General features: G+C 32.5%; 22 protein-coding genes and 1 other RNA gene. 7 read left to right on the top strand and 16 right to left on the bottom strand.

From position 1 onward, the window contains the following. The 3 genes from AC2LE6_RS05520 to AC2LE6_RS05510 form a co-directional block, all read right to left on the bottom strand. A partial coding sequence (locus AC2LE6_RS05520) for an NAD(P)-dependent malic enzyme (RefSeq protein ID WP_484478262.1) occupies positions 1-795 on the bottom strand: 795 nt, incomplete at its 3' end. Beyond that, positions 792-1,304 (bottom strand): FumA C-terminus/TtdB family hydratase beta subunit, encoded by a 513-nt coding sequence (locus tag AC2LE6_RS05515; RefSeq protein ID WP_484478261.1) that lies wholly within the window; start codon positions 1,302-1,304, stop codon positions 792-794. The genes AC2LE6_RS05515 and AC2LE6_RS05520, both read right to left, overlap by 4 nt. Then, positions 1,301-2,140, bottom strand: a complete 840-nt coding sequence (locus tag AC2LE6_RS05510) for a fumarate hydratase (protein WP_484478260.1) — start codon at positions 2,138-2,140, stop codon at positions 1,301-1,303. The genes AC2LE6_RS05515 and AC2LE6_RS05510 overlap by 4 nt, the downstream gene beginning before the upstream one ends. A gap of 177 nt (positions 2,141-2,317) precedes the next feature. On the opposite strand from AC2LE6_RS05510, the gene rpmE reads away from it, so the two are divergent. Then, positions 2,318-2,527: a 50S ribosomal protein L31 gene (gene rpmE / locus AC2LE6_RS05505; RefSeq protein ID WP_484478259.1), complete on the top strand. Its 210-nt coding sequence runs from the start codon at positions 2,318-2,320 to the stop codon at positions 2,525-2,527. Positions 2,528-2,684: 157 nt separating this feature from the next. Here rpmE and AC2LE6_RS05500 read toward each other — a convergent pair whose 3' ends face one another. From AC2LE6_RS05500 to AC2LE6_RS05455, 10 genes are all read right to left on the bottom strand, one after another. Next, entirely contained in the window at positions 2,685-4,382 is a 1,698-nt protein-coding gene (locus tag AC2LE6_RS05500) for a hypothetical protein (RefSeq protein WP_484478258.1), read from the bottom strand. A gap of 496 nt (positions 4,383-4,878) precedes the next feature. Further along, positions 4,879-6,630 carry an NADH-dependent [FeFe] hydrogenase, group A6 gene (locus tag AC2LE6_RS05495; protein ID WP_484478257.1) on the bottom strand — a complete coding sequence of 584 codons (1,752 nt, stop codon included), beginning with the start codon at positions 6,628-6,630 and terminating at the stop codon, positions 4,879-4,881. Between the two features lie 10 nt (positions 6,631-6,640). Further along, positions 6,641-8,431: an NADH-quinone oxidoreductase subunit NuoF gene (nuoF, locus tag AC2LE6_RS05490; RefSeq protein WP_484478256.1), complete on the bottom strand. Its 1,791-nt coding sequence runs from the start codon at positions 8,429-8,431 to the stop codon at positions 6,641-6,643. Between the two features lie 11 nt (positions 8,432-8,442). After that, positions 8,443-8,808 carry a (2Fe-2S) ferredoxin domain-containing protein gene (locus tag AC2LE6_RS05485; protein ID WP_484478255.1) on the bottom strand — a complete coding sequence of 122 codons (366 nt, stop codon included), beginning with the start codon at positions 8,806-8,808 and terminating at the stop codon, positions 8,443-8,445. Then, positions 8,805-9,356 (bottom strand): ATP-binding protein, encoded by a 552-nt coding sequence (locus tag AC2LE6_RS05480; RefSeq protein WP_484478254.1) that lies wholly within the window; start codon positions 9,354-9,356, stop codon positions 8,805-8,807. The genes AC2LE6_RS05485 and AC2LE6_RS05480 overlap by 4 nt, the downstream gene beginning before the upstream one ends. Then, a complete protein-coding gene (locus tag AC2LE6_RS05475) occupies positions 9,357-9,995 on the bottom strand; it encodes a PHP domain-containing protein (protein ID WP_484478253.1) in 639 nt (212 codons plus the stop codon). A 61-nt stretch (positions 9,996-10,056) separates the two neighbouring features. After that, positions 10,057-10,389 carry a DRTGG domain-containing protein gene (locus AC2LE6_RS05470; protein WP_484478252.1) on the bottom strand — a complete coding sequence of 111 codons (333 nt, stop codon included), beginning with the start codon at positions 10,387-10,389 and terminating at the stop codon, positions 10,057-10,059. Continuing rightward, positions 10,379-10,816 carry an ATP-binding protein gene (locus AC2LE6_RS05465; protein ID WP_484478251.1) on the bottom strand — a complete coding sequence of 146 codons (438 nt, stop codon included), beginning with the start codon at positions 10,814-10,816 and terminating at the stop codon, positions 10,379-10,381. The genes AC2LE6_RS05470 and AC2LE6_RS05465 overlap by 11 nt, the downstream gene beginning before the upstream one ends. A 1-nt stretch (position 10,817) precedes the next feature. Beyond that, complete coding sequence (locus AC2LE6_RS05460) at positions 10,818-11,204, bottom strand: transcriptional regulator (RefSeq protein WP_484478250.1); 387 nt, start codon at positions 11,202-11,204, stop codon at positions 10,818-10,820. 6 nt (positions 11,205-11,210) lie between these two features. Then, a complete protein-coding gene (locus AC2LE6_RS05455; protein ID WP_484478249.1) occupies positions 11,211-11,690 on the bottom strand; it encodes an NADH-quinone oxidoreductase subunit NuoE family protein in 480 nt (159 codons plus the stop codon). A gap of 295 nt (positions 11,691-11,985) precedes the next feature. Between AC2LE6_RS05455 and AC2LE6_RS05450 the strand changes: the two genes are divergently transcribed. From AC2LE6_RS05450 to AC2LE6_RS05430, 5 genes are all read left to right on the top strand, one after another. Then, on the top strand, positions 11,986-12,591 hold the full coding sequence (locus tag AC2LE6_RS05450) for a thymidine kinase (RefSeq protein ID WP_484478248.1): 606 nt from the start codon (positions 11,986-11,988) through the stop codon (positions 12,589-12,591). A gap of 14 nt (positions 12,592-12,605) precedes the next feature. After that, entirely contained in the window at positions 12,606-13,034 is a 429-nt protein-coding gene (locus AC2LE6_RS05445) for a nucleoside deaminase (protein WP_484478247.1), read from the top strand. Between the two features lie 24 nt (positions 13,035-13,058). Beyond that, positions 13,059-13,151, top strand: an RNA gene (gene ffs / locus AC2LE6_RS05440) — signal recognition particle sRNA small type. A gap of 90 nt (positions 13,152-13,241) precedes the next feature. Beyond that, positions 13,242-13,505, top strand: coding sequence for an ArsR/SmtB family transcription factor (locus AC2LE6_RS05435; RefSeq protein ID WP_484478246.1), 264 nt, complete (start codon positions 13,242-13,244; stop codon positions 13,503-13,505). Between the two features lie 24 nt (positions 13,506-13,529). After that, positions 13,530-14,306, top strand: a complete 777-nt coding sequence (locus AC2LE6_RS05430) for a Cof-type HAD-IIB family hydrolase (protein WP_484478245.1) — start codon at positions 13,530-13,532, stop codon at positions 14,304-14,306. Positions 14,307-14,332: 26 nt separating this feature from the next. Here the strand turns inward: AC2LE6_RS05430 and AC2LE6_RS05425 are convergent, their stop codons facing one another. From AC2LE6_RS05425 to AC2LE6_RS05415, 3 genes are all read right to left on the bottom strand, one after another. Next, positions 14,333-14,830 (bottom strand): hypothetical protein, encoded by a 498-nt coding sequence (locus tag AC2LE6_RS05425; protein ID WP_484478244.1) that lies wholly within the window; start codon positions 14,828-14,830, stop codon positions 14,333-14,335. An 83-nt stretch (positions 14,831-14,913) separates the two neighbouring features. Further along, positions 14,914-16,692, bottom strand: coding sequence for a HAMP domain-containing sensor histidine kinase (locus AC2LE6_RS05420; protein WP_484478243.1), 1,779 nt, complete (start codon positions 16,690-16,692; stop codon positions 14,914-14,916). Further along, entirely contained in the window at positions 16,685-17,377 is a 693-nt protein-coding gene (locus AC2LE6_RS05415; RefSeq protein ID WP_484478242.1) for a response regulator transcription factor, read from the bottom strand. Before AC2LE6_RS05415 ends, AC2LE6_RS05420 begins: the two co-directional genes overlap by 8 nt. Positions 17,378-17,491: 114 nt before the next feature. Between AC2LE6_RS05415 and mnmG the strand changes: the two genes are divergently transcribed. Next, positions 17,492-19,345 carry a tRNA uridine-5-carboxymethylaminomethyl(34) synthesis enzyme MnmG gene (gene mnmG / locus AC2LE6_RS05410; RefSeq protein WP_484478241.1) on the top strand — a complete coding sequence of 618 codons (1,854 nt, stop codon included), beginning with the start codon at positions 17,492-17,494 and terminating at the stop codon, positions 19,343-19,345. The last annotated feature ends 30 nt before the right edge of the window (positions 19,346-19,375 follow it).

Raw genomic sequence — 19,375 nt, 5'->3', positions numbered from 1 at the left:
AACTCCGACAAATACATCGGCATCTACCATTATGTCTGATAGTGTTGCTTTTTCTGATTTTGGATATGAAATTATGTTATCATCTATTAGTTCTTTTAATAGAAATTTGTAGTTGTCATATAAATCTTTGTTTACTACACCTTTTCGGTTGTAGGCTAGTATTTCTTTTACTCCGCAGTCTTTTAGCATTCTTGCGATGCTGCTTCCAGCACTACCAGTTCCTGCTAATACAACTTTTAAGTCTTCCATTTTTTTACCACTTAATCTACATGCATTTATTAAAGCAGCAGTTGTTACTATTGCTGTACCATGTTGATCATCATGGAAAACGGGGATATCTAATTCTTTTTTTAATCTTCTTTCAATATAGACACATCTAGGTGCTGATATATCTTCTAAGTTTATTCCACCAAATGATATTGATATGTTTTTTACAATTTCAACTATTTCATCTTGATCTTGTGTATTTAGCATAATTGGAAATGCATCTACATTACCGAACTCTTTAAATAAGATAGCTTTACCTTCCATTACAGGTAATCCAGCTTTTGGACCGATGTCTCCAAGTCCGAGTACTGCGCTACCATCACTGATTACTGCGACCATATTACCTTTTGATGTGTAATCATATATTTTAGATTCATCTTTTTGTATCTCTAGACAGGGTTCTGCGACACCTGGGCTATACGCCAATGATAAATCATCTTTATTCTCAATTCTGATTTTCGATTCAACACTAATTTTTCCTCTGTGTTCCTTGTGAAGCGCTAAGCTTCTCTTTTTTAAATCTTTCATTGTTTGAATATGTTTCCTCCATGGATGTCATATGCGACAAAGCACGGGAATTCCTTTACTTTTAATTTTCGTATTGCTTCTGGACCCAAATCTTCATACATGATTACTTCACTCGTCATTATTCTACTACTCAGTAATGCTCCAGCACCACCAGTAGCGATTAAATATACTGATTTGTTTTTTATCATTTCTTCTCTAAAGGCTTCTGAACGGTCGCCTTTACCTATCATAATTTTTAAGCCTTGTTCCATAAGGGGAATAGCTAGAGTATCCATTCTATAACTACTTGTTGGACCGCTTGCTCCAATAACAACACCGTCTCTAGGAGGTGTAGGTCCTACATAAAAGATTACAGAACCATCAATAGTAAACTTAGGATTGCTATCTTTTACCAATCTCATATGTGCTGCATCTCTTGCTGTATAAATAGTTCCTGTAATAAGAACCTTTTTTCCTACTTTTAGTTTTGTTACATCTTCTGTTGTGATTGGTGTATGTAAATGGATCATACAATCACCTCTATATGTCTTGATGAATGACACTGAATGTTGATAGCAACAGGTAAACTTGCTATATGCATTGGGAAGTAGTTTATCTTAACAGCTAAACATGTAGTTTCTCCACCTACACCCATTGGTCCAACACCTAAATCATTAATTTCCTTGTATAATTCTTGTTCAAGTAATTTTATTGTTTGATCATTAGATTCATCATCTAAATCTCTTAATAAGGCTTCTTTTGCGAGTAAAGCACTTTTCTCTAAATTACCACCGATACCAATTCCAACAATGATTGGTGGACACGGTTTTCCACCTGCATTGAAGATTGTATCTAACACTAATTTCTTAACGCCTTCTATTCCATCTGCGGGTGTCAACATTGTAACTTTGCTCATATTCTCTGAGCCCCCACCTTTACTTGCAATCTTTAGCTTGATTTTATCTCCAGGAACGATTTTTGTATGAATAATTGCCGGAGTATTGTCTTTTGTATTAACACGGTTAAACGGATGATTTACCATGCTTTTACGAAGATACCCATCTTGGTATCCTTTACGTACGCCTTCATTGATTGCGTCGTAGATGTCACCATCTAAATATACATCTCTACCAATTTCCATAAAGACCACAACTACGCCAGTATCTTGACATAGAGGGACATTACCTTTTCGTGCTATTTCTTGATTCTCTATAATATCATCTAAGATTGAAGAAGCGATATTGTTTGTCTCTTTTTCTTTCGCTTTTTGAATCAAACTCACTAAAGAGTCTTCTAATTCATAGTTGATTTTTATAACAGATTCCTTTACAATATTTGTAATGATTTCTGAGTTTAAATTACGCATATTTTCACCTTCTTTATTAACACAATAATTCTAACATATAAACGAATGTTTCTCTAATATAATATAAAGGAAAAGTAAAAAAACTTTTTCTTGCATAAAGAAAAAATCTTTGATATAATTACTTCGCTAAATAAAACTTACTATGGCGACTACGCTATGGCGGAAGGAGTACCAATTATGAAAAAAGGAATTCACCCAGATTACAAAAAAGCAACAATCACTTGTACAACTTGTGGAAATGTATTTGAAGGTGGTAGTATTTTAGATGAAGTACGTGTTGATACATGTTCAAACTGTCATCCATTCTACACTGGAGAACAAAAATTCGGGCAAGCTACTGGTCGTGTTGAACGATTTAATAAACGTTATAAAAGAGAAGACAAATAAGTATCTAAAAAGCACTCAGATGAGTGCTTTTTTTTATCTAATCTCCAATTTAATTATAAATTTAAATAGAAATTGTTGGTATTTTCATAATGGGTATTTAACCGTATCAGATAACCATATTATTTTTGAAGTAATACTGGTAGATATCCCTTTTTGTCTAAATATCTCCTTTATACACAATATATTCATCTCTTTTAAACGGAATTATTATCAGTAAACTAAATGCTATCAATTCAACGTATACTTTCAAACCTATTTTTTCTGCTTTTTGAGTTCCAATCTCCAGATTATAACTATCAAATATAGAATATGATGTGATGTCGCGATCAACTCTGAATATAGGTTTCGAGAGATCTGAAAGATTTAATTGATGGAATAATATTTCACCATCATCAAATGAAACGAAAACCATTTTGTCGTTATAGAATTCATATACATTATTATAGGAGTTGTAATGAAGCATTTCGATGAAATTACCCTTCTTATCATAAGAAATCATTTGTGATGAGGTTACTAAAACATATCTATCAGAAGAACTATGAAAATCAATAATGTTTTTTTCCGGTATATAATTGAGTCTTGTTGTTCCGGTGTTGTTTACTATGAATTCGTAATCATCAGTTTCGTTCTTAATAAGTGTATCACCATTTGATGACAAATCATCAGTTTCGTCGATACCTAGATAATCCTCTATACTAGGAAATGAAGTACTATCAATTCTCATTGTTTCCTGAAAATCTTGGTTGAATGTGTAGATAGAATCAGTAGTTAAAATATAAAGTTGATCGTTATAAAACTTAAATTCAAGTATGTATGAAAAATAGACGAAAGAGACTTCTTGATGATTATATGTTGGTTTAAATGTAAATTGTTCAGACTCTATAATAACCAGTTCAGCTTCATCTGTATCGAAGAGAGTTCTGTAAAAAACACCCTCACTTTCATATATAGATTCGACCATTAAATCAGATTCTATAAAAACAATCCTGGATTCGTTATTGATTCTATCATCTATGATCTTATTATAACCCTGTAACATAACTTCTCCATCTCTTAGAAAAATACCAGGACCAGAGTATTTAAATGTATCAAACTCTGTTCGAGTTACATTGGGGTTTTGAGGTATTGATCCAAAGTAATCATAAGAATCTGTGGTTTGCGCTGAGTTGTTGGGAAATATAATCAAGATTAGGATGATTAAGAACTTAATACCCAAACTCGAAAGTTTATCTAAATCACGAAACTTAATAATATAATTCAACAGGAATAATATTAGAACAAGTATGGCTGCTATCCAAATGTGCAATACTACGTTCATTACAGGTATAACTTTGAATAGTGTAACTAGAAGCAGATAAGTGAATAGACCATATGCAAATCCCTGATAATCCTCCCTTGCAGGATTAACTACTGAAGCTAATAACACGTTGTTCACTATGATTGAAACTAAACTCAAGACTGCGAAAAGAATTATAGTACCCGCATTCATTAAAGGCCAAAATAGAAACAAACCAAGGAAACTAGAAATTCCTAATTGGATTGAAAGTACTCTTGCTGAATCAGGGATAATGGCTATATAGCTATCATACTTGATAGTAAATTCTTTTTTGTACAGTGACTCATAATATAATCTCATAAAGACATAAGCCCCGAATATCGCTCCATTTATTATAAAAAGAACATAGTTAAGATTATTGATATAGTTTGCAAGTGTACCTAATCCAACAAAAATACTTGATAGAATTATAAAGGCAACAGTGAAATGTATATACTGAATATATGAATAAAAATCATATTCATTGGTATGTTTGAAGTGTAATATTGATTTATACTTATTTGTGAATTTTTTTCTCATTTTTTTCTCCTTATATAGTTTTTTAGATGTTAGTAGAAAATAACAATTCTAACATCTAGAAACACATAAGGAATTTCTATTTATTTTTTTAATATATTTATTATCGTATAGCAATCTGTATGATTGGTATTGGTTTTGGACTGTAATTGAACTTAGGATAACTAACTTCTTACAAATAACCTCTAGAATAAACCTAAGATCCATATATATAGTTATAAATAGCTGAATACCCAGTATAACAGAACTAATAGTGAAAGTTGTTGATATATCTAGTTGAATACTCGATGTAATAGAAGTAAAGACCATAATAAAAAGAGTAGAAATAATTCCAATAAATATAAGTTTAATATATTTTTGTAACATTATAACACTCCTTTCATAAAAAAATACAACCGTGGCTGTATATAAATGTCCACTTACAATAATATTATACCATTTTTGGTTCTCTTCTTAAAGCCTGCAAAAATAAAAAAGCACTCAGTTGAGTGCTTTTATTCTAGTTGGTGTAGAAATCTCTTTTTTTGTAAGTTGTATGTAATAATTCATGAGCTGTGTGAGAACCAGGTTCACCTAAGAAGTCTTCATAAATCTTAGTAATGATTGGGTTCAAGTGAGATTTTCTATGTTCTTTTTGTTTATCAATTTCATATAGTGTATTTGCACGTACTGCGCGGATATCTACTCTATCTTGGATATAAGCAGGCTGTATTGGTTGCCCACCACCATTGATACATCCACCTGTACAAGCCATAAACTCTACGAAGTGATATTGTTTTTTAGATTTCTTCATTTTCGCGAAGAATTCTTTGATGCTTGCTCCACCATGTACAACGGCGATATTTACATCTATACCAGCAACTTTGTAAGTCGCTTCTTTTATTCCTTCTAATCCACGTGCTTCTTTGAATTCGATAGGAGTTACTTTTTCTTCTAAAACTTCACTTACAGTACGAAGTGCAGCTTCCATTACTCCACCAGTTGCGCCAAAGATTGGGGCAGCACCGCTATATTTAGATAAATCTCCAAGAGGATGTCCATCTTCAAGTTTCATGAAATCAATGTTCTTACGTTTTAATAATCTAGCGTATTCTCTAGTTGTTAATACATAATCAACATCTCTTAATCCATCAAATTCCATTTCAGGACGATCTTTTTCATGTTTTTTAGCGATACAAGGCATGATTGATACCATTACTACGTCTTCTTTTTTGTATCCAAGTTTTTCAGCGTAATAATGTTTTGCGATAGCTCCAGCCATTTGTTGTGGAGATTTCGCTGTTGATAAGTTATCTAAGTAATCAGGTTCGTATTGTTCTATGTAGTTTACCCAACCAGGGCTACATGATGTGAATAATGGAAGTTTTCCACCATTTTTAACACGGTTGATGAACTCAGTACCTTCTTCTAATATTGTTAAATCAGCTGCGAAGTTTGTATCTATAGTTTCGTCGAAACCAAGTACTTCAAATGATTTATACATTTTACCTTCTACATTTTCACCAATATCACTGTTGAATTCTTCACCTAAACTAACACGTACAGAAGGTGCAGCTGCGACAATGACTTTTTTGTTTGGATCTTTAAGTACAGATATTACTTGATCAATCTCTGATTTCTCTTTGATTGCGGCAACTGGACATGCTTGAATACATTTCCCACAGTAGATACATCCACTGTCTTCCATGTTGTGCATTAATGCAGGTCCAACATATGTTTCGTTTCCACGTTCATTGAAATCTAAGATTCCTAATCCTGCTTGTTTTTCACAAGCGGTAACACAACGTCCACATAAGATACATTTCCCACTATCTAAGACGATAGATGGTGATGAATCATTGATTAAACGTTCTTTTTTATCAAAGTTTTTAGATTCTCCATATACATTTTCAACATTGTATTTTCTCATTAAGTGTAAGAACTCACAATTGTGTTCTCTTTCACATGCCCAACATTCAAATATATGGTTTGAAGCTAGTAATTGTAAATTAGCAACTATAGATTCTTCTATTTGTTGGCTATTTGTTGTAACTTCCATACCATCATGTATTTCCAATGTACAAGAGTTTTTAAGTCCTCTCATACCTTTAACGTCAACAACACATAAACGACAACTTGATGTTTCGTTGATATCTTTTAAGAAACATAATCTGGGTACATCTATGCCGATACTTTCAGCGGCTTGTAAGACAGAATAATTCTCAGGAACACTGATCAGTTTCCCGTCAATTGTAATATTTACTTTTTTCATGTGTACCCTCCTATAAAGTTATGATTGCATCAACTGGGCAGACGTTTTTACAAACTCCACATTTGATACAAGCTTCAGTGTCTATATGATGCATTTGTTTGATTGAACCTTCGATACAAGATACTGGACAGTTTTTGGCACATTTTGTACATCCAATACAGTTGTCTAAAACTTCAAAATGAATTAATGATTTACAAACTCCACCTGGGCAACGTTTATCTACAACGTGTGCTTCAAATTCTGGACGGAATTTATCTAGCATTGATAGAATTGGGTTTGGTGCAGCTTGCCCAAGACCACATAAACTGCTTGATTTAACAGTTTTAGCTAGTTCTTCTAATTTATCGATATCTTCTAAAGTACCTTCTCCACTAGAAATAATTTCTAGCATTTCTAGCATTTTTTTAGTTCCTTCACGACATGGTGTACATTTTCCACAACTTTCCTCTACAGTAAAGTCTAAGTAGAAACGACAAATATCAACCATACAGTTATCTTCATCGATTACAACCATACCACCAGAACCCATCATAGATCCTGCTTCGATTAGTGTTTCATATTCAATTGGTAAATCTAACATGCTTTCAGGAATTGCTCCACCGGAAGGTCCACCTGTTTGAACAGCTTTTAATGCTTTATTTTTAGGGATTCCTCCACCAATTTCGTATATAACTTCACGAAGTGTAGTTCCCATAGGTACTTCTACTAAACCAGCATTTTTGATGTTTCCACCTAAACTGAATACTTTAGTACCTTTTGATTTTTCTGTACCGATTCTTGCGAACCAATCTCCACCTTGATGCATTACTGCGGGGATATTAGCTAATGTTTCAACATTGTTGATGATTGTAGGTTTACCCCATAGTCCTTTTGCCGCAGGGAATGGAGGTTTGTTACGTGACATTCCACGTGCTCCCTCAATTGAAGCGATTAATGCAGTTTCTTCACCACATACAAATGCTCCTGCTCCTAAACGGATTTCAATATCAAAGTCGAATCCAGAACCGAATATATTTTCTCCAAGTAATCCATACTCTTGTGCTTGTGCGATTGCTACTTTTAATTTCTCGATAGCTGTTGGATATTCAATACGTACGTAAATATACCCTTTATTTGCTCCGATTGCGTAACCACCGATCATAAGTCCTTCTAAAATACTATGAGGATCTCCTTCTAATAAGGCTCTATCCATGAATGCTCCTGGGTCTCCCTCATCAGCATTACAAATCATGTATTTTTGATCACTTTCGTTGTTGTAGGCGAATTTCCACTTAACACCAGTTGGGAATCCCCCTCCACCACGACCACGTAATCCAGAAGAAATCATTTCTTCAATTACATCAATTGGTTTCATTTCTAATAAACATTTACCTAATCCACGGTAACCATCTCTTGCGATGTATTCTTCAATATCATCAGGGTTAATAAGCCCACAGTTACGTAATGCAACACGTGTTTGCTTAGAATAGAATTTGATTTCATCAAACGCTTTTACTTGTTTATCAGGCGTTAATGCTTCATCAAATACTAATTTTTCAACGATTCTACCTTTGTAAAGATGTTCTTCACAGATAGTCTCAATGTCTTTATTTTTTACTTGTGCATAAAATACACCTTCTGGGTAAACAATTACGAATGGACCTTGTTCACATAGTCCAACACAACCCGTATTAACTAATTTGATTTCTTCTCGGATTCCTAGCCTTCCTAAATGTTCCTCGAACTCATCACGAAGTGATTTTGCCCCTCGAGAGATACAGTTAGATCCACTACAAATCAAGACATGTGCTCTTTCAATCATACAATCACCTCTTATAGTCTATATTTTCCGATTACGTAATCGGCTACAGGTTTTCCACCTATAATATGTTCAGTAATAATTCTTTCTACGGCTTTCTCATCAACTTTACAGTAAGTTGTACGGTCATCACCTTGTAAAACTTCTACTATTGGCTCTATTGCGCATTCTCCAATACACCCAACAGGTGTTACAGTTACAGTATTTAAATCGCGTTTTGCGATTTCTTCAACAAATTTATTCATTACTGGGCGTGCTCCAGCACTGATTCCGCAAGTTGCCATACCAACAAGTATTCTTGCACCATCATTTTTACCTCTCATTGTTACTTTTGACTGAGCGGCATCACGAATTTTCTTTAAATCGTCTAAAGATTTCATTGTAGTTCCTCCTTTAAAGTATTTATTCCTTCTTTTATATTGTTCTTTATCCACATAATAACGTCGAAGTTATTTAGTGGAATTCCTTCTAATACTTGTTTTACTTCTCTTGTATCAAATACAAATTCTTTGTTTTCGATTGTGTGTTTGTATAAGATATCAATATCCTTATCATTTAATATAAGAATACACAGTGATTCTTCAATTTCTCCAAGTGGTGCACGATCAATATGATCATTTGTAAAAGTAGCGGTAACAGTGGTACCTATACCCTCTTCAGAATCTATTGTAAATCCACCTTCTGTGAGCTCACAAGCCATTTTGAATAGGGATACACCCATCCCTACTTTTCTTGTAGTTCTAGACGTATAGAATGGATCTGAAACATTAGATAATGTTTTAGCATTCATTCCATGTCCATCATCATGTATTTTTATTGAGTAAATGTTGTTTTTTAGTTGTTCATCAATAATGATTTGAACTAAAGATGCGTTTGCTCTTATTGAGTTTTGTACTATATCTAATATATGTAAGGATAATTCATTCATTTAATCACCTTCTAAATAGTTAAAGAATGCTTCAATTGATTTTTCCTTTAATTCGATACTAAACTGCTTATCATGCATCTGTAATAATGAATGAGAATCAGAATTGTGGAATAAAGGATAGTTTTTAATATTCGGGTGCTTTTTTATGAAGTCTTCCATATTGTATGGTGAGACTTCTAACCCCTCAAATGGTATTTCTTCTAACTTGTATGTGTTTAACGGTGTACATGAAGGTCTATTGATATGTGCGATAATGATTGCCCCATTACGGTTTTTAACCTCTTTGTGGAGGTCTAAGTAGTTTATTGTAGTAGACGTAAGTGGCTTATCAAAAGTATCCATTGACATATCGTATATATCAGTTATAACTTGATCATCTTTTGTGTAATTCAACCAGTTATCAGTTAAATTCATTTCAAGAAGTTGATCTAAACTATGTGCATCTTCGTATGTTCTAAAGTAACATAGGCAATCAAATCCTTCAGCTACGCTAACTTCTACAGCAGGTATAATTATAAAATCGTATGATTCAGATAATTGTTTTACATTGTGTAGTTGTTTAGTAGAATTGTGATCTGTGATTGCTATAAAATCTAATTCGTTTAACATAGCCATATTTAAGATGTTATTGGGTGTCATTAATTCATCAGCACAGGGTGATAACACTGTGTGCATATGTAGGTCGTAATAAAATTTGATATTATTCACCTAATTTGTGTAATTCATTAATAACTTCAACTGTTGTTAGTTTTGTTTGAAGGAGTGGTATTTCTAACTCATTGGCTTTTTGAATGATTGATTCATTCACTTTAACACCATGAGAGAAGATAACTCCTGTAAAATCTAATAAACTAGCAACACCTAATACATTAATATTGTTTAGTACAGTGACTAAACAATCTTCTGTTTCTGCAAAACCCATAACATGACTCATTAAATCACTTGCAAACAGCTTATTAATAGTGCTATCAAGGTTTGATTTGTTATTGATTAGTGTGAAATGTTGATTTAAAAGAATGGTTTTAACGTTCATAACACTCTTCTGTAATGTAAAATCTAATTCTTAAAGTAGAACCTTCTTTTGATGAATGTAAATCCATTTCATCAGATACTGCTTTAATGTTAGGTAATCCCATACCTGCACCAAAACCATTTTCAATTGCGTACTTAGAGGCTGTAGACCAACCTTCAGTCATTGCGTTTTCAATGCTTTCAATACCAGGACCAACATCTTCAAATACTATTTCGATGAAGTCTTCAGCTACTTCAACAGTTGCTTTTCCACCATATGAGTGAATAACCACGTTGATTTCAGCTTCATAAACACCAATAGTCACTGTTTTAACAAACTCTCTTGATAATCCTTGTTTCTTTAAGTTTCTTTTTGTTAGACTTGCAACGGTACCGGCATTACCGATATCGTTTCGTTCTATGTTGTAAGTTGTTATAGACGGTATCAAGTTATTCTTCCTCTAAAACAGATTCGTAACTTTTAACACCCTCTTGGAATAGTAATCCACTTGCACGATACATAGTTAAACCAGTTCCAATAAGTGTTATTCCAATCTCGTCTGCTAAATCAATAACAGATTGTGTTGGTGTCTTACCTCTAACAAAAATAATTGTTTCTAGATCAAGAATTTCAGCTGTTCTTAGCGCTTGATTAGTTACAAGGCCTGTTACAAGTGCTCCATGAGCTCCTATATGACTAGGCATTTTCTTTAATAACATTAATGCGTCACTCATTAAGTCACACACAAATGCATAATTGATTTCTTTAACGCATCTAGGGCATTCTAGATTAAATTGTTTAGCGTTTAGTAGTTCTAATACACTAGTTAGTTCCATGTATTATTATCTGTAATCCTTTATTAGTTTTTTAGCTTTTGTAACGTCAACTTCACCAAATACATCCTCGTCCATGCTCATAACTGGTGCCATTCCGCATGTTCCGATACATCTAATTGCATCTAAAGTGTAGTAACCGTCTTCTGTTGTTTGCCCTACATCTACGCCTAACTCTTTTTTTACTGCATCTAAAATTGTTTGTGCTCCACGAACATAACAAGGTGTTCCTAAACAGACACCAACGATGTGCTCACCTTTTGGCTCAAGTGTGAAACTTGAGTAAAATGTAACTACGCCGTTGATCTCAGCGATTGGTACGCCTGTTGCCTCTGAAACTATTTTTTGAACTTTAACCGGGATACAACCAAAGATTCTTTGTGCCTCATGTAAAATTGGCATAAGTGGTCCTGGAAGTTTTAAATGGTTTTTAACTTCAAGAAGTAATTCCTTTTTTTGTTCTTCTGTAATGTCTAAATTTATACCCATAATCTTCTCCAATCGTAAAAAAATTTATTTCCAAATAATTATAACATAAATGTTATAACTATAAAAGGGCTTCCATTCATTTTAACCATATGATTTATGGTCCATTTCAGGACATATTGAGCGCTAAATGAAGCCGTACTGACATTTTGCATTTCTAATTCGTACACATACTATAAATTCTTTGAAATTTTTATATAATAGATACTAGAATTTTTCACAATAATTGACTCTCAAATATTGTTTTCTTATGTGGAATAGTGTATTATATATATAGTTAAAAACAGGGGTGATTTGAATGCATTTAAATCAAAAAGATGGTTGGATCGAAGTTATATCTGGACCAATGTTCGCAGGTAAAACCGAAGAGTTACTAAGAAGAGTTAAAAGACTTGAATATGCGAAAAAGAATATCGTTGTATTTAAGCCGTTAATGGATAATAGATTTGCAGAGAACGAAGTTGTTTCTCATAATCAAAATAGAACAAGATCAGTTAACATTTCCTTGGCAAAGGAAATATTTGACTATATAGATAGCGAAACAGAAGTAGTTGCAATTGATGAAATACAGTTTCTTGATGAAGAAGCAGTTAAAATTGTTGAGTTCCTAGCTTCAAGAGGAGTCCGTGTAATTGTTAGTGGACTTGATAAAGAATTCAGAGGGGAACCATTCAGTTTCATGCCTAAACTTCTTGCAATAGCTGAATATGTAACAAAATTAACAGCGATTTGCGTAAAATGCGGATCACCAGCTACTAGAACACAACGTATCGTTAATGGGAAACCGGCTAAATACAACGATCCCATCGTTTTAATAGGTGCTGAGGAATCGTATGAAGCTAGATGCAGAAGCTGTCATAAAGTATACAGAAAACCAAATCCGTACAAAAATCTTGTAAAATAATGGATGAAATTTATATGAGAATTGCGCTCGAAGAAGCGCAAAAAGCATACGATAAAAGAGAAGTGCCAATTGGTGCAGTAATCGTCTGTGAAGACGAAGTAATAGCAAGAGCACATAACACCCGTGAAGCAAGTAACCAAGCGATAAACCATGCTGAAATTTTAGCAATTTCAGAAGCAAATGAGAAGTTAAAAAGTTGGAGGCTTGACACATGTACTTTATATGTTACAATTGAACCGTGCCCAATGTGCGCAGGTGCAATATTACAATCGAGAATCAAGAAGATTGTGTACGGTGCGAGTGATTTGAAGGCTGGGGCACACAAAAGTAAGTTAAATCTCTTCGAAATTGATTTCAATCATAAAACAGAAGTAGTTTCAGGAGTATTAGAAGAAGAATCAAAAAATATGATGCAAGAATTTTTTAAAGAATTAAGAAAATAAAACAGTGGATGAATATCTCTTATGAATCGTCCTCATTCAATAGGTCGTAATGAATCAGGTCAGGTCGGGAACGAAGCAGCCTTAAGTTTTCAATCTATGTGGGTGGGGATGCTTGATAAGAGATATTTTTTTTATACTTGTTTTTTTTATTGCTCCATGGTAATATTGCTATATAATAATATTGCTAAATAGTAATGGAGGTTCATTATGGAAAAGTACGAAATAATTAAACTATTATCTGACAGTAACAGATATAAAATATTTAACATATTAATGGATTACGATGAACTTGCAGTTTCTGAAATTGAGAGTCTTTTAGGACTAAAACAAGCCAATACATCAAAGCATCTTAGAAAATTCAAAGATATGGATATTTTAGAATCAAGAAGAGAAAAGAATATGATTAAGTATAAAATCAGGAATCAGTTCTTAAATGAGAACACAGATCTAATAAAGTACCTTATGATGTAACCAAAATACGAAAGAGATGATGACATGGAAAAAAAGTATATATTTATTGATCTTGATGGAACAATAATAGATCATAAAACCAATGAAGCACCACAATCTACTATAGATGCAATTAAAGAGTTGAAAAATAACGGACATGAGGTTTTTATAGCAACAGGTAGACCTCCTTGCTTATTCTTTGATATAGATAAAAAGTTAAATATAGATTCATATGTCGCTGCCAATGGACGTTTATCAGTATACAAAAATGAAGTTGTGTTTAGTGATCCGTTAGATAGAAAAGTAGTTAACGAGTTTACAACAATAATGAATGGAATGGGATTTGATGTTGGTTATGAAACTATAGATGATTATTTCGTTGAATCTAAGATGACTAAAAATGTTGATTTGTTCAGTGATGTATTCCACTTATACTATCCAGAGATAAAAAAGGGCAAATATAAGGGTGAAGACATCTTTCAAATGATTTTATATATTGAAAAGAAAGACTTTAATAGAGCCGTAGAAGCATATAGTGGAGTAAACTACAGTATCTCAAATAGATATGGTGTTGATGTGAATGATAAATCAGGATTAAAAGATATTGGTATCAAAGCTTTAATCGAACATCTTGGAATAACAGTGGATGATTGTATTGCAGTAGGTGATGGGTTTAATGATATTTCTATGATTGAGTATGTAGGGTATGGAATAGCTATGGGGAACGCGAACGACATACTAAAAAGCAAGGCAGATTATGTAACAGATACAGTAAGTAATAACGGCTTATATAAAGCGTTTAAGTATTTAAAGATGATATAAAAAAAACAATGAATAATCATTGTTTTTTATTTTGATGTTATGTATTTAGTTTCAAAATTTTTGATTAATTGAGTATAAAGTGGGTTGCTACCAATTAGAGTAGAAATGTATGCAACTGATTCTCTAACTGTGTTTTCCTTCATATTGTGGTCTTTAATGTACGAAATAACATAATCCACATCAGGTAAAGCTTCGATGACCGTAGATAAGCCCGTATATTCCTCGTATGTAAGAAACTGAACACTCTTTTTTGTGGTTTTCTTGATAATTTTTCTCTCTAGTTTTGATATAACACCATCGTCCTGGTTAAATAGATAAATCAAAACTACTAAAGATAGTTTTGACACATGGTTTTTATGTTGTATTTTCCATTGATCGTGAACTGATTCAGTTTGAGAATCTCTGGTTTTCATGACTTTGTCTCTAAATCTAAACAACATAGAACTTTTCATTCTATTGTATTCCTTTGGGTTATTTGCGACTAGAAAATCTAATTGCATTCTAGATGTACCTGTATTAATCATATGAATCCCTCCTACTATGTAAATAGTATACTTTTTAGTAAACTATAATTCAATGTCATATATGTCTAAAAGAAAAAGGCTAATTATAGCCCTTTTTTTATGATAAAGAATGCTTTTACACCATTTTCAATATTGCTTATACCATACGATGCTCCATGAGCTTTTAAGATTTCACTAACTAAGTATAATCCAATCCCAGATCCTTTTGTTGGTAATCTGTTATTGTCATAGTTAGGTGCTCTGAAGAATGGCATCCAGATATTGTCTAAATCATTTTGATTAATTTGTGTACCATAATTTGTTAATTCAAAATAAATATCATCTTCTCTTTTTGATACTTCAATGTATACTTTATTCCCTTCAGGGGTATACTTAATAGCATTTGTAAAGAAATTTGAAATCACTCGTTTAATCAATTTTAAGTCAGCTTCTACAATGACGTTTTTATCAAGGTTTAGATCTAATTTAAGATTGTGTTTTTTAAGGTTTCTTTCAAAATCATTAATTAGTTTGTTGACTTCGTTTGACAAACTGAACTCACTAAGTTCTAATGTTGTATTTACATCTTCTAATCTATAGATTTGAAGCATATCTTGGATCATTAGTGATGATTTATTGATTTCATCTAAAACATTGTTTAATTCTTTTGATTCATCTTGTTTCTCAATGATTCCGTCTAAGATACCTTGAATGGTTACTTGCATAATCATTAAGGGTGTTTTAAGTTCATGAGAAATGGAAGAAACAAGTTGTTTTTTAAGTGATACTTGTTTGATTTGCTCGTTGTAGAGTGACTGTAGTTCATCATTTGTATTATTCAAGGTGTTTAATGTCTCTTTTAAGTTCCGAGATATTAAATTGATACTCTTGGATAATGATGAGTTCTCTCTATTATTATATTCATGAGCATCGATATCAAAGTTTAGACTAGCTATCTGTCTTGCAACGTTCTCGATGTTCTGAACTGGCTTTGTTAGTACCTTTGAGAGTCTAAAACTCCAGGCAAACACTATCAGAATAGCCGTTAAATATACATAATTATTATATGATGAGATGATAGTTATGATACCTTGAGTATCTTCTATAGGTACGACAGTTACTATTAAATCAAATAATCCAAGTTCATGGATAAATACAATAACATTTTGTTCATTTATAGTTGTTTGATAGAAGTAAGCTGTTTCACCTTTATAATCAAAAGCAGCATCTTCTAACGATCTAGTACCATTTTTAAGTAAAGTTAACTCTTCTTGAAGAATATGTGAGTTTTCAAACTCATAATTTAAGTTGTTTGGTTTGTTTATGACATCTACTCTTGCTGTATCGATATCAATACAGTTAGAATCACAGGTTATACCACTGTCAAAGGTATAACCATCAATGGAACTAATTATAGACGTCGGAGTAATAATATCTTGTGAGAACTCAAATCCTGAGATATTTATGATTTCTCCAATTGTATAAGTATGTTCAATATTTGGAACCTTTACAATGAATGTGTTGTTGTTGTCAACGTTTGTAATTTCTAATGTGTAATCATCTTCTAAAGAGTCATAGATTTGAAACTGAGATGAAGTAAATACTGACATTGCATTGTTTTGTGTAGTAAAATTATACATTTCGTCAAAATAGTCAGCGTTTTCTGTGTTCATTGCTTCTATATAAACGTTTAAATCTTTTTCAATTTCATTAAATTCTTTATCGGCATAGTAGTTTTGGAAGAAGTAATAGTTTAAGACGATTTGAAGAAGGAAGAATATTAAGAAAATGAAGACTACAGTGAAAATCATTTGAGTAGACATACTCAAGCTTTTTACATAGTCCCTAAGCCATTTTAAAATTGGCTTTTTTTCTTTATTCATCGATAACCTCGAATCTATAACCTACACCAAATACTGTTTTAATGTATGAAGACTTTGTTTTTAAGTATTTACGTAGTTTTTTGACATATGTATCTACTATACGATCTTCAACATAAACATCTATACCCCATACTTCATCTAGTAATAGATTTCTGGAACAGATTTTACCTTCGTGTGATATAAAGTATTTTAGTAAATCGAATTCTGTTTTTGATAAATCAATTTCCACGTCTTCAATAAAGACTTTGTGAGTATCTAGGTTTACTAATATACCACCAGCTTCAATAGAACCTGATGTTTGATTGGAATAGTCTTGGCTTTGTAATCTATCTAATAAATTGATTACTTTTGCGACTAATATTTTTGGATTAAAAGGTTTAGTGATATAATCATCTACTTTTAGACTATATCCTTTTAAAATATCCTCTTCTTCACTTAATGCACTCATCATTATGATAGGTACATTTGATGTTTCTCTAATTGTTTTTGCAACATCCCAGCCATTTACATTTGGCATCATGATGTCTAAGCAAACTAAATCCACTTTGTTTTGTGAGAAAAGCTGTAACCCTTTAAAGCCGTCTAAAGCGCTTAATACTTTGAATTTCTCTTTCATAAAGTAATTTGAAACTATCCTGTTTATTGTTGGTTCATCTTCAATTATTAATATTGTAATGTTTTCCATGTCCTCACCTCTTAACATATTATATAATATATTGGCTAATAATAAAAGAATACTAGTTGTGAACTACTTTACAATGTGGTAAGTTAGGTTTACAATGTGAAATAGGTGATTTATATGTATGATGTAATCGTAATCGGTGGAGGACATGCAGGTAGTGAAGCATGTTTGGCAACTGCCAGGTTAGGACACAAAACATTACTGGTAACAGGTAATATTAAGATGATTGCTTCAATGCCTTGTAATCCATCAGTTGGTGGACCTGCAAAAGGGATTGTTGTAAGAGAAATTGATGCTTTAGGTGGAGAAATGGGCAAGAATGCCGATAAAACTCAAATCCAAATGCGTCTTTTAAACATATCTAAAGGACCTGCGGTTAGAGCATTAAGAGCTCAAAGTGATAAAGTGGAGTATCCAAAAGAGATGCAAAATACAATATTGAATCAAGAAAACTTAGAAGTGTTAGAAACATATGTTAAAGAACTATACGTTGTAAACAATGAAATCAAAGGTGTAGTGTTAGAAGATGGTAAGATCATTGAAGGTCTTAAAACTATTATTACTACCGGTACATATATGGAATCTAAAATTCTGGTTGGTAAATCAGTAACCTTAGAAGGTCCAGATAATCAAAAAGCGAGCTTAGGACTTAGTCCTCAATTAAGAAAATTAGGGTTTGAAACTACAAGGCTTAAAACAGGAACACCACCAAGAATCAAGACTGATTCAGTAGATTTTTCAAAGACTGTGAAACACGATGGAGATCAAGTCAAAAGATACTTCAGTTTTGATAAAGTATCATATTTAGATATAGATGAACAATGGCCTTGTTACTTAACTTATACAAGTCCAAAAACACACGAAGTTATAAATTTGAATTTAAACAAATCAGCGATGTACAGTGGTGTTGTTGAAGGTGTTGGACCTAGATATTGTCCTTCAATAGAAGATAAACTTGTTAGGTTTAAAGATAAAGAAAGACATCAAATATTCTTAGAACCCGAAAGCAAATCTATTGATGAAATATATGTACAAGGATTTAGCACATCGATGCCTCATGATGTACAAGATAAAATGATTAGATCTATTCCTGGATTAGAAAATGCTGTAATTGCTAAATATGCGTATGCAATTGAATACGATGCAATCGATCCAAGAAGCTTATTCCCATCTCTAGAAAGTAAGGACCATAAAGGATTATACTTTGCTGGACAAGTGAACGGAACAAGTGGATATGAAGAAGCTGCTTGCCAAGGATTAATGGCTGGTATAAACGCTAGTCTTAGCCTAAAAGGGGAAGAACCTCTTGTATTAAAAAGAAATGAAGCTTATATAGGTGTTCTAATAGATGATTTAGTAACTAAAGGAGTAAAAGATCCTTATAGATTGCTAACTTCACGAGCAGAATATAGATTATTGTTAAGACATGATAACGCAGATATTAGATTAAGAGAAAAAGGATATAACATTGGCTTGATTGATCAAAACAGATTTGATAAGTTCAATGAAAAATTAGAAGAGATAACAAAAACAAAAGATTTACTAAGAAATACTACGATTTCTCCTAAAGAAGAAGTTAACGGATACTTAAATAGCATTGGTAGTGTTAACTTAAAAGAAAAATCAAGTTTATATACAATTCTTAGAAGACCTGAAATAAAGATTACTCATTTAAGTAAGTTTGCTGAACTTGAAAACATCGATGAAGATGTTTTAGAACAAGTGGAAATAGATATAAAATATGAAGGTTACATAAAAAAATCCACAAAACAAGCAGAAAAACTATTAAAAATGGAAGATCAAAAGATTCCTGCTGATATTGACTATAATAAAATTCACAATTTAGCATTAGAAGCAACGGAAAAACTATCAATAATTAAACCATTAACAATCGGACAAGCATCTAGAATTAGCGGAGTTAACCCTGCTGATATATCTATATTGCTTGTGTATATGAAAACTTTAAAATAATAGCCAAGATTAAAGGCTATTATTTTTTAT

This window comes from Candidatus Izemoplasma sp., from assembly GCF_982632705.1.
This window is presented reverse-complemented; position numbering and strand designations above follow the sequence as displayed.

Coding starts and splice junctions, on each gene's coding strand:
- AC2LE6_RS05425 (WP_484478244.1), bottom strand. CDS start 14,830: ATGATTAATACAGGTACATCTAGAATGCAATTAGATTTTCTAGTCGCA.
- AC2LE6_RS05445 (WP_484478247.1), top strand. CDS start 12,606: ATGAGAATTGCGCTCGAAGAAGCGCAAAAAGCATACGATAAAAGAGAA.
- AC2LE6_RS05455 (WP_484478249.1), bottom strand. CDS start 11,690: ATGGGTATAAATTTAGACATTACAGAAGAACAAAAAAAGGAATTACTT.
- rpmE (WP_484478259.1), top strand. CDS start 2,318: ATGAAAAAAGGAATTCACCCAGATTACAAAAAAGCAACAATCACTTGT.
- AC2LE6_RS05495 (WP_484478257.1), bottom strand. CDS start 6,630: ATGAAAAAAGTAAATATTACAATTGACGGGAAACTGATCAGTGTTCCT.
- AC2LE6_RS05420 (WP_484478243.1), bottom strand. CDS start 16,692: ATGAATAAAGAAAAAAAGCCAATTTTAAAATGGCTTAGGGACTATGTA.
- mnmG (WP_484478241.1), top strand. CDS start 17,492: ATGTATGATGTAATCGTAATCGGTGGAGGACATGCAGGTAGTGAAGCA.
- AC2LE6_RS05460 (WP_484478250.1), bottom strand. CDS start 11,204: ATGGAACTAACTAGTGTATTAGAACTACTAAACGCTAAACAATTTAAT.
- AC2LE6_RS05450 (WP_484478248.1), top strand. CDS start 11,986: ATGCATTTAAATCAAAAAGATGGTTGGATCGAAGTTATATCTGGACCA.
- AC2LE6_RS05515 (WP_484478261.1), bottom strand. CDS start 1,304: ATGATCCATTTACATACACCAATCACAACAGAAGATGTAACAAAACTA.
- AC2LE6_RS05500 (WP_484478258.1), bottom strand. CDS start 4,382: ATGAGAAAAAAATTCACAAATAAGTATAAATCAATATTACACTTCAAA.
- AC2LE6_RS05415 (WP_484478242.1), bottom strand. CDS start 17,377: ATGGAAAACATTACAATATTAATAATTGAAGATGAACCAACAATAAAC.
- AC2LE6_RS05485 (WP_484478255.1), bottom strand. CDS start 8,808: ATGAAATCTTTAGACGATTTAAAGAAAATTCGTGATGCCGCTCAGTCA.
- nuoF (WP_484478256.1), bottom strand. CDS start 8,431: ATGATTGAAAGAGCACATGTCTTGATTTGTAGTGGATCTAACTGTATC.
- AC2LE6_RS05480 (WP_484478254.1), bottom strand. CDS start 9,356: ATGAATGAATTATCCTTACATATATTAGATATAGTACAAAACTCAATA.
- AC2LE6_RS05435 (WP_484478246.1), top strand. CDS start 13,242: ATGGAAAAGTACGAAATAATTAAACTATTATCTGACAGTAACAGATAT.
- AC2LE6_RS05430 (WP_484478245.1), top strand. CDS start 13,530: ATGGAAAAAAAGTATATATTTATTGATCTTGATGGAACAATAATAGAT.
- AC2LE6_RS05470 (WP_484478252.1), bottom strand. CDS start 10,389: ATGAACGTTAAAACCATTCTTTTAAATCAACATTTCACACTAATCAAT.
- AC2LE6_RS05510 (WP_484478260.1), bottom strand. CDS start 2,140: ATGCGTAATTTAAACTCAGAAATCATTACAAATATTGTAAAGGAATCT.
- AC2LE6_RS05475 (WP_484478253.1), bottom strand. CDS start 9,995: ATGACACCCAATAACATCTTAAATATGGCTATGTTAAACGAATTAGAT.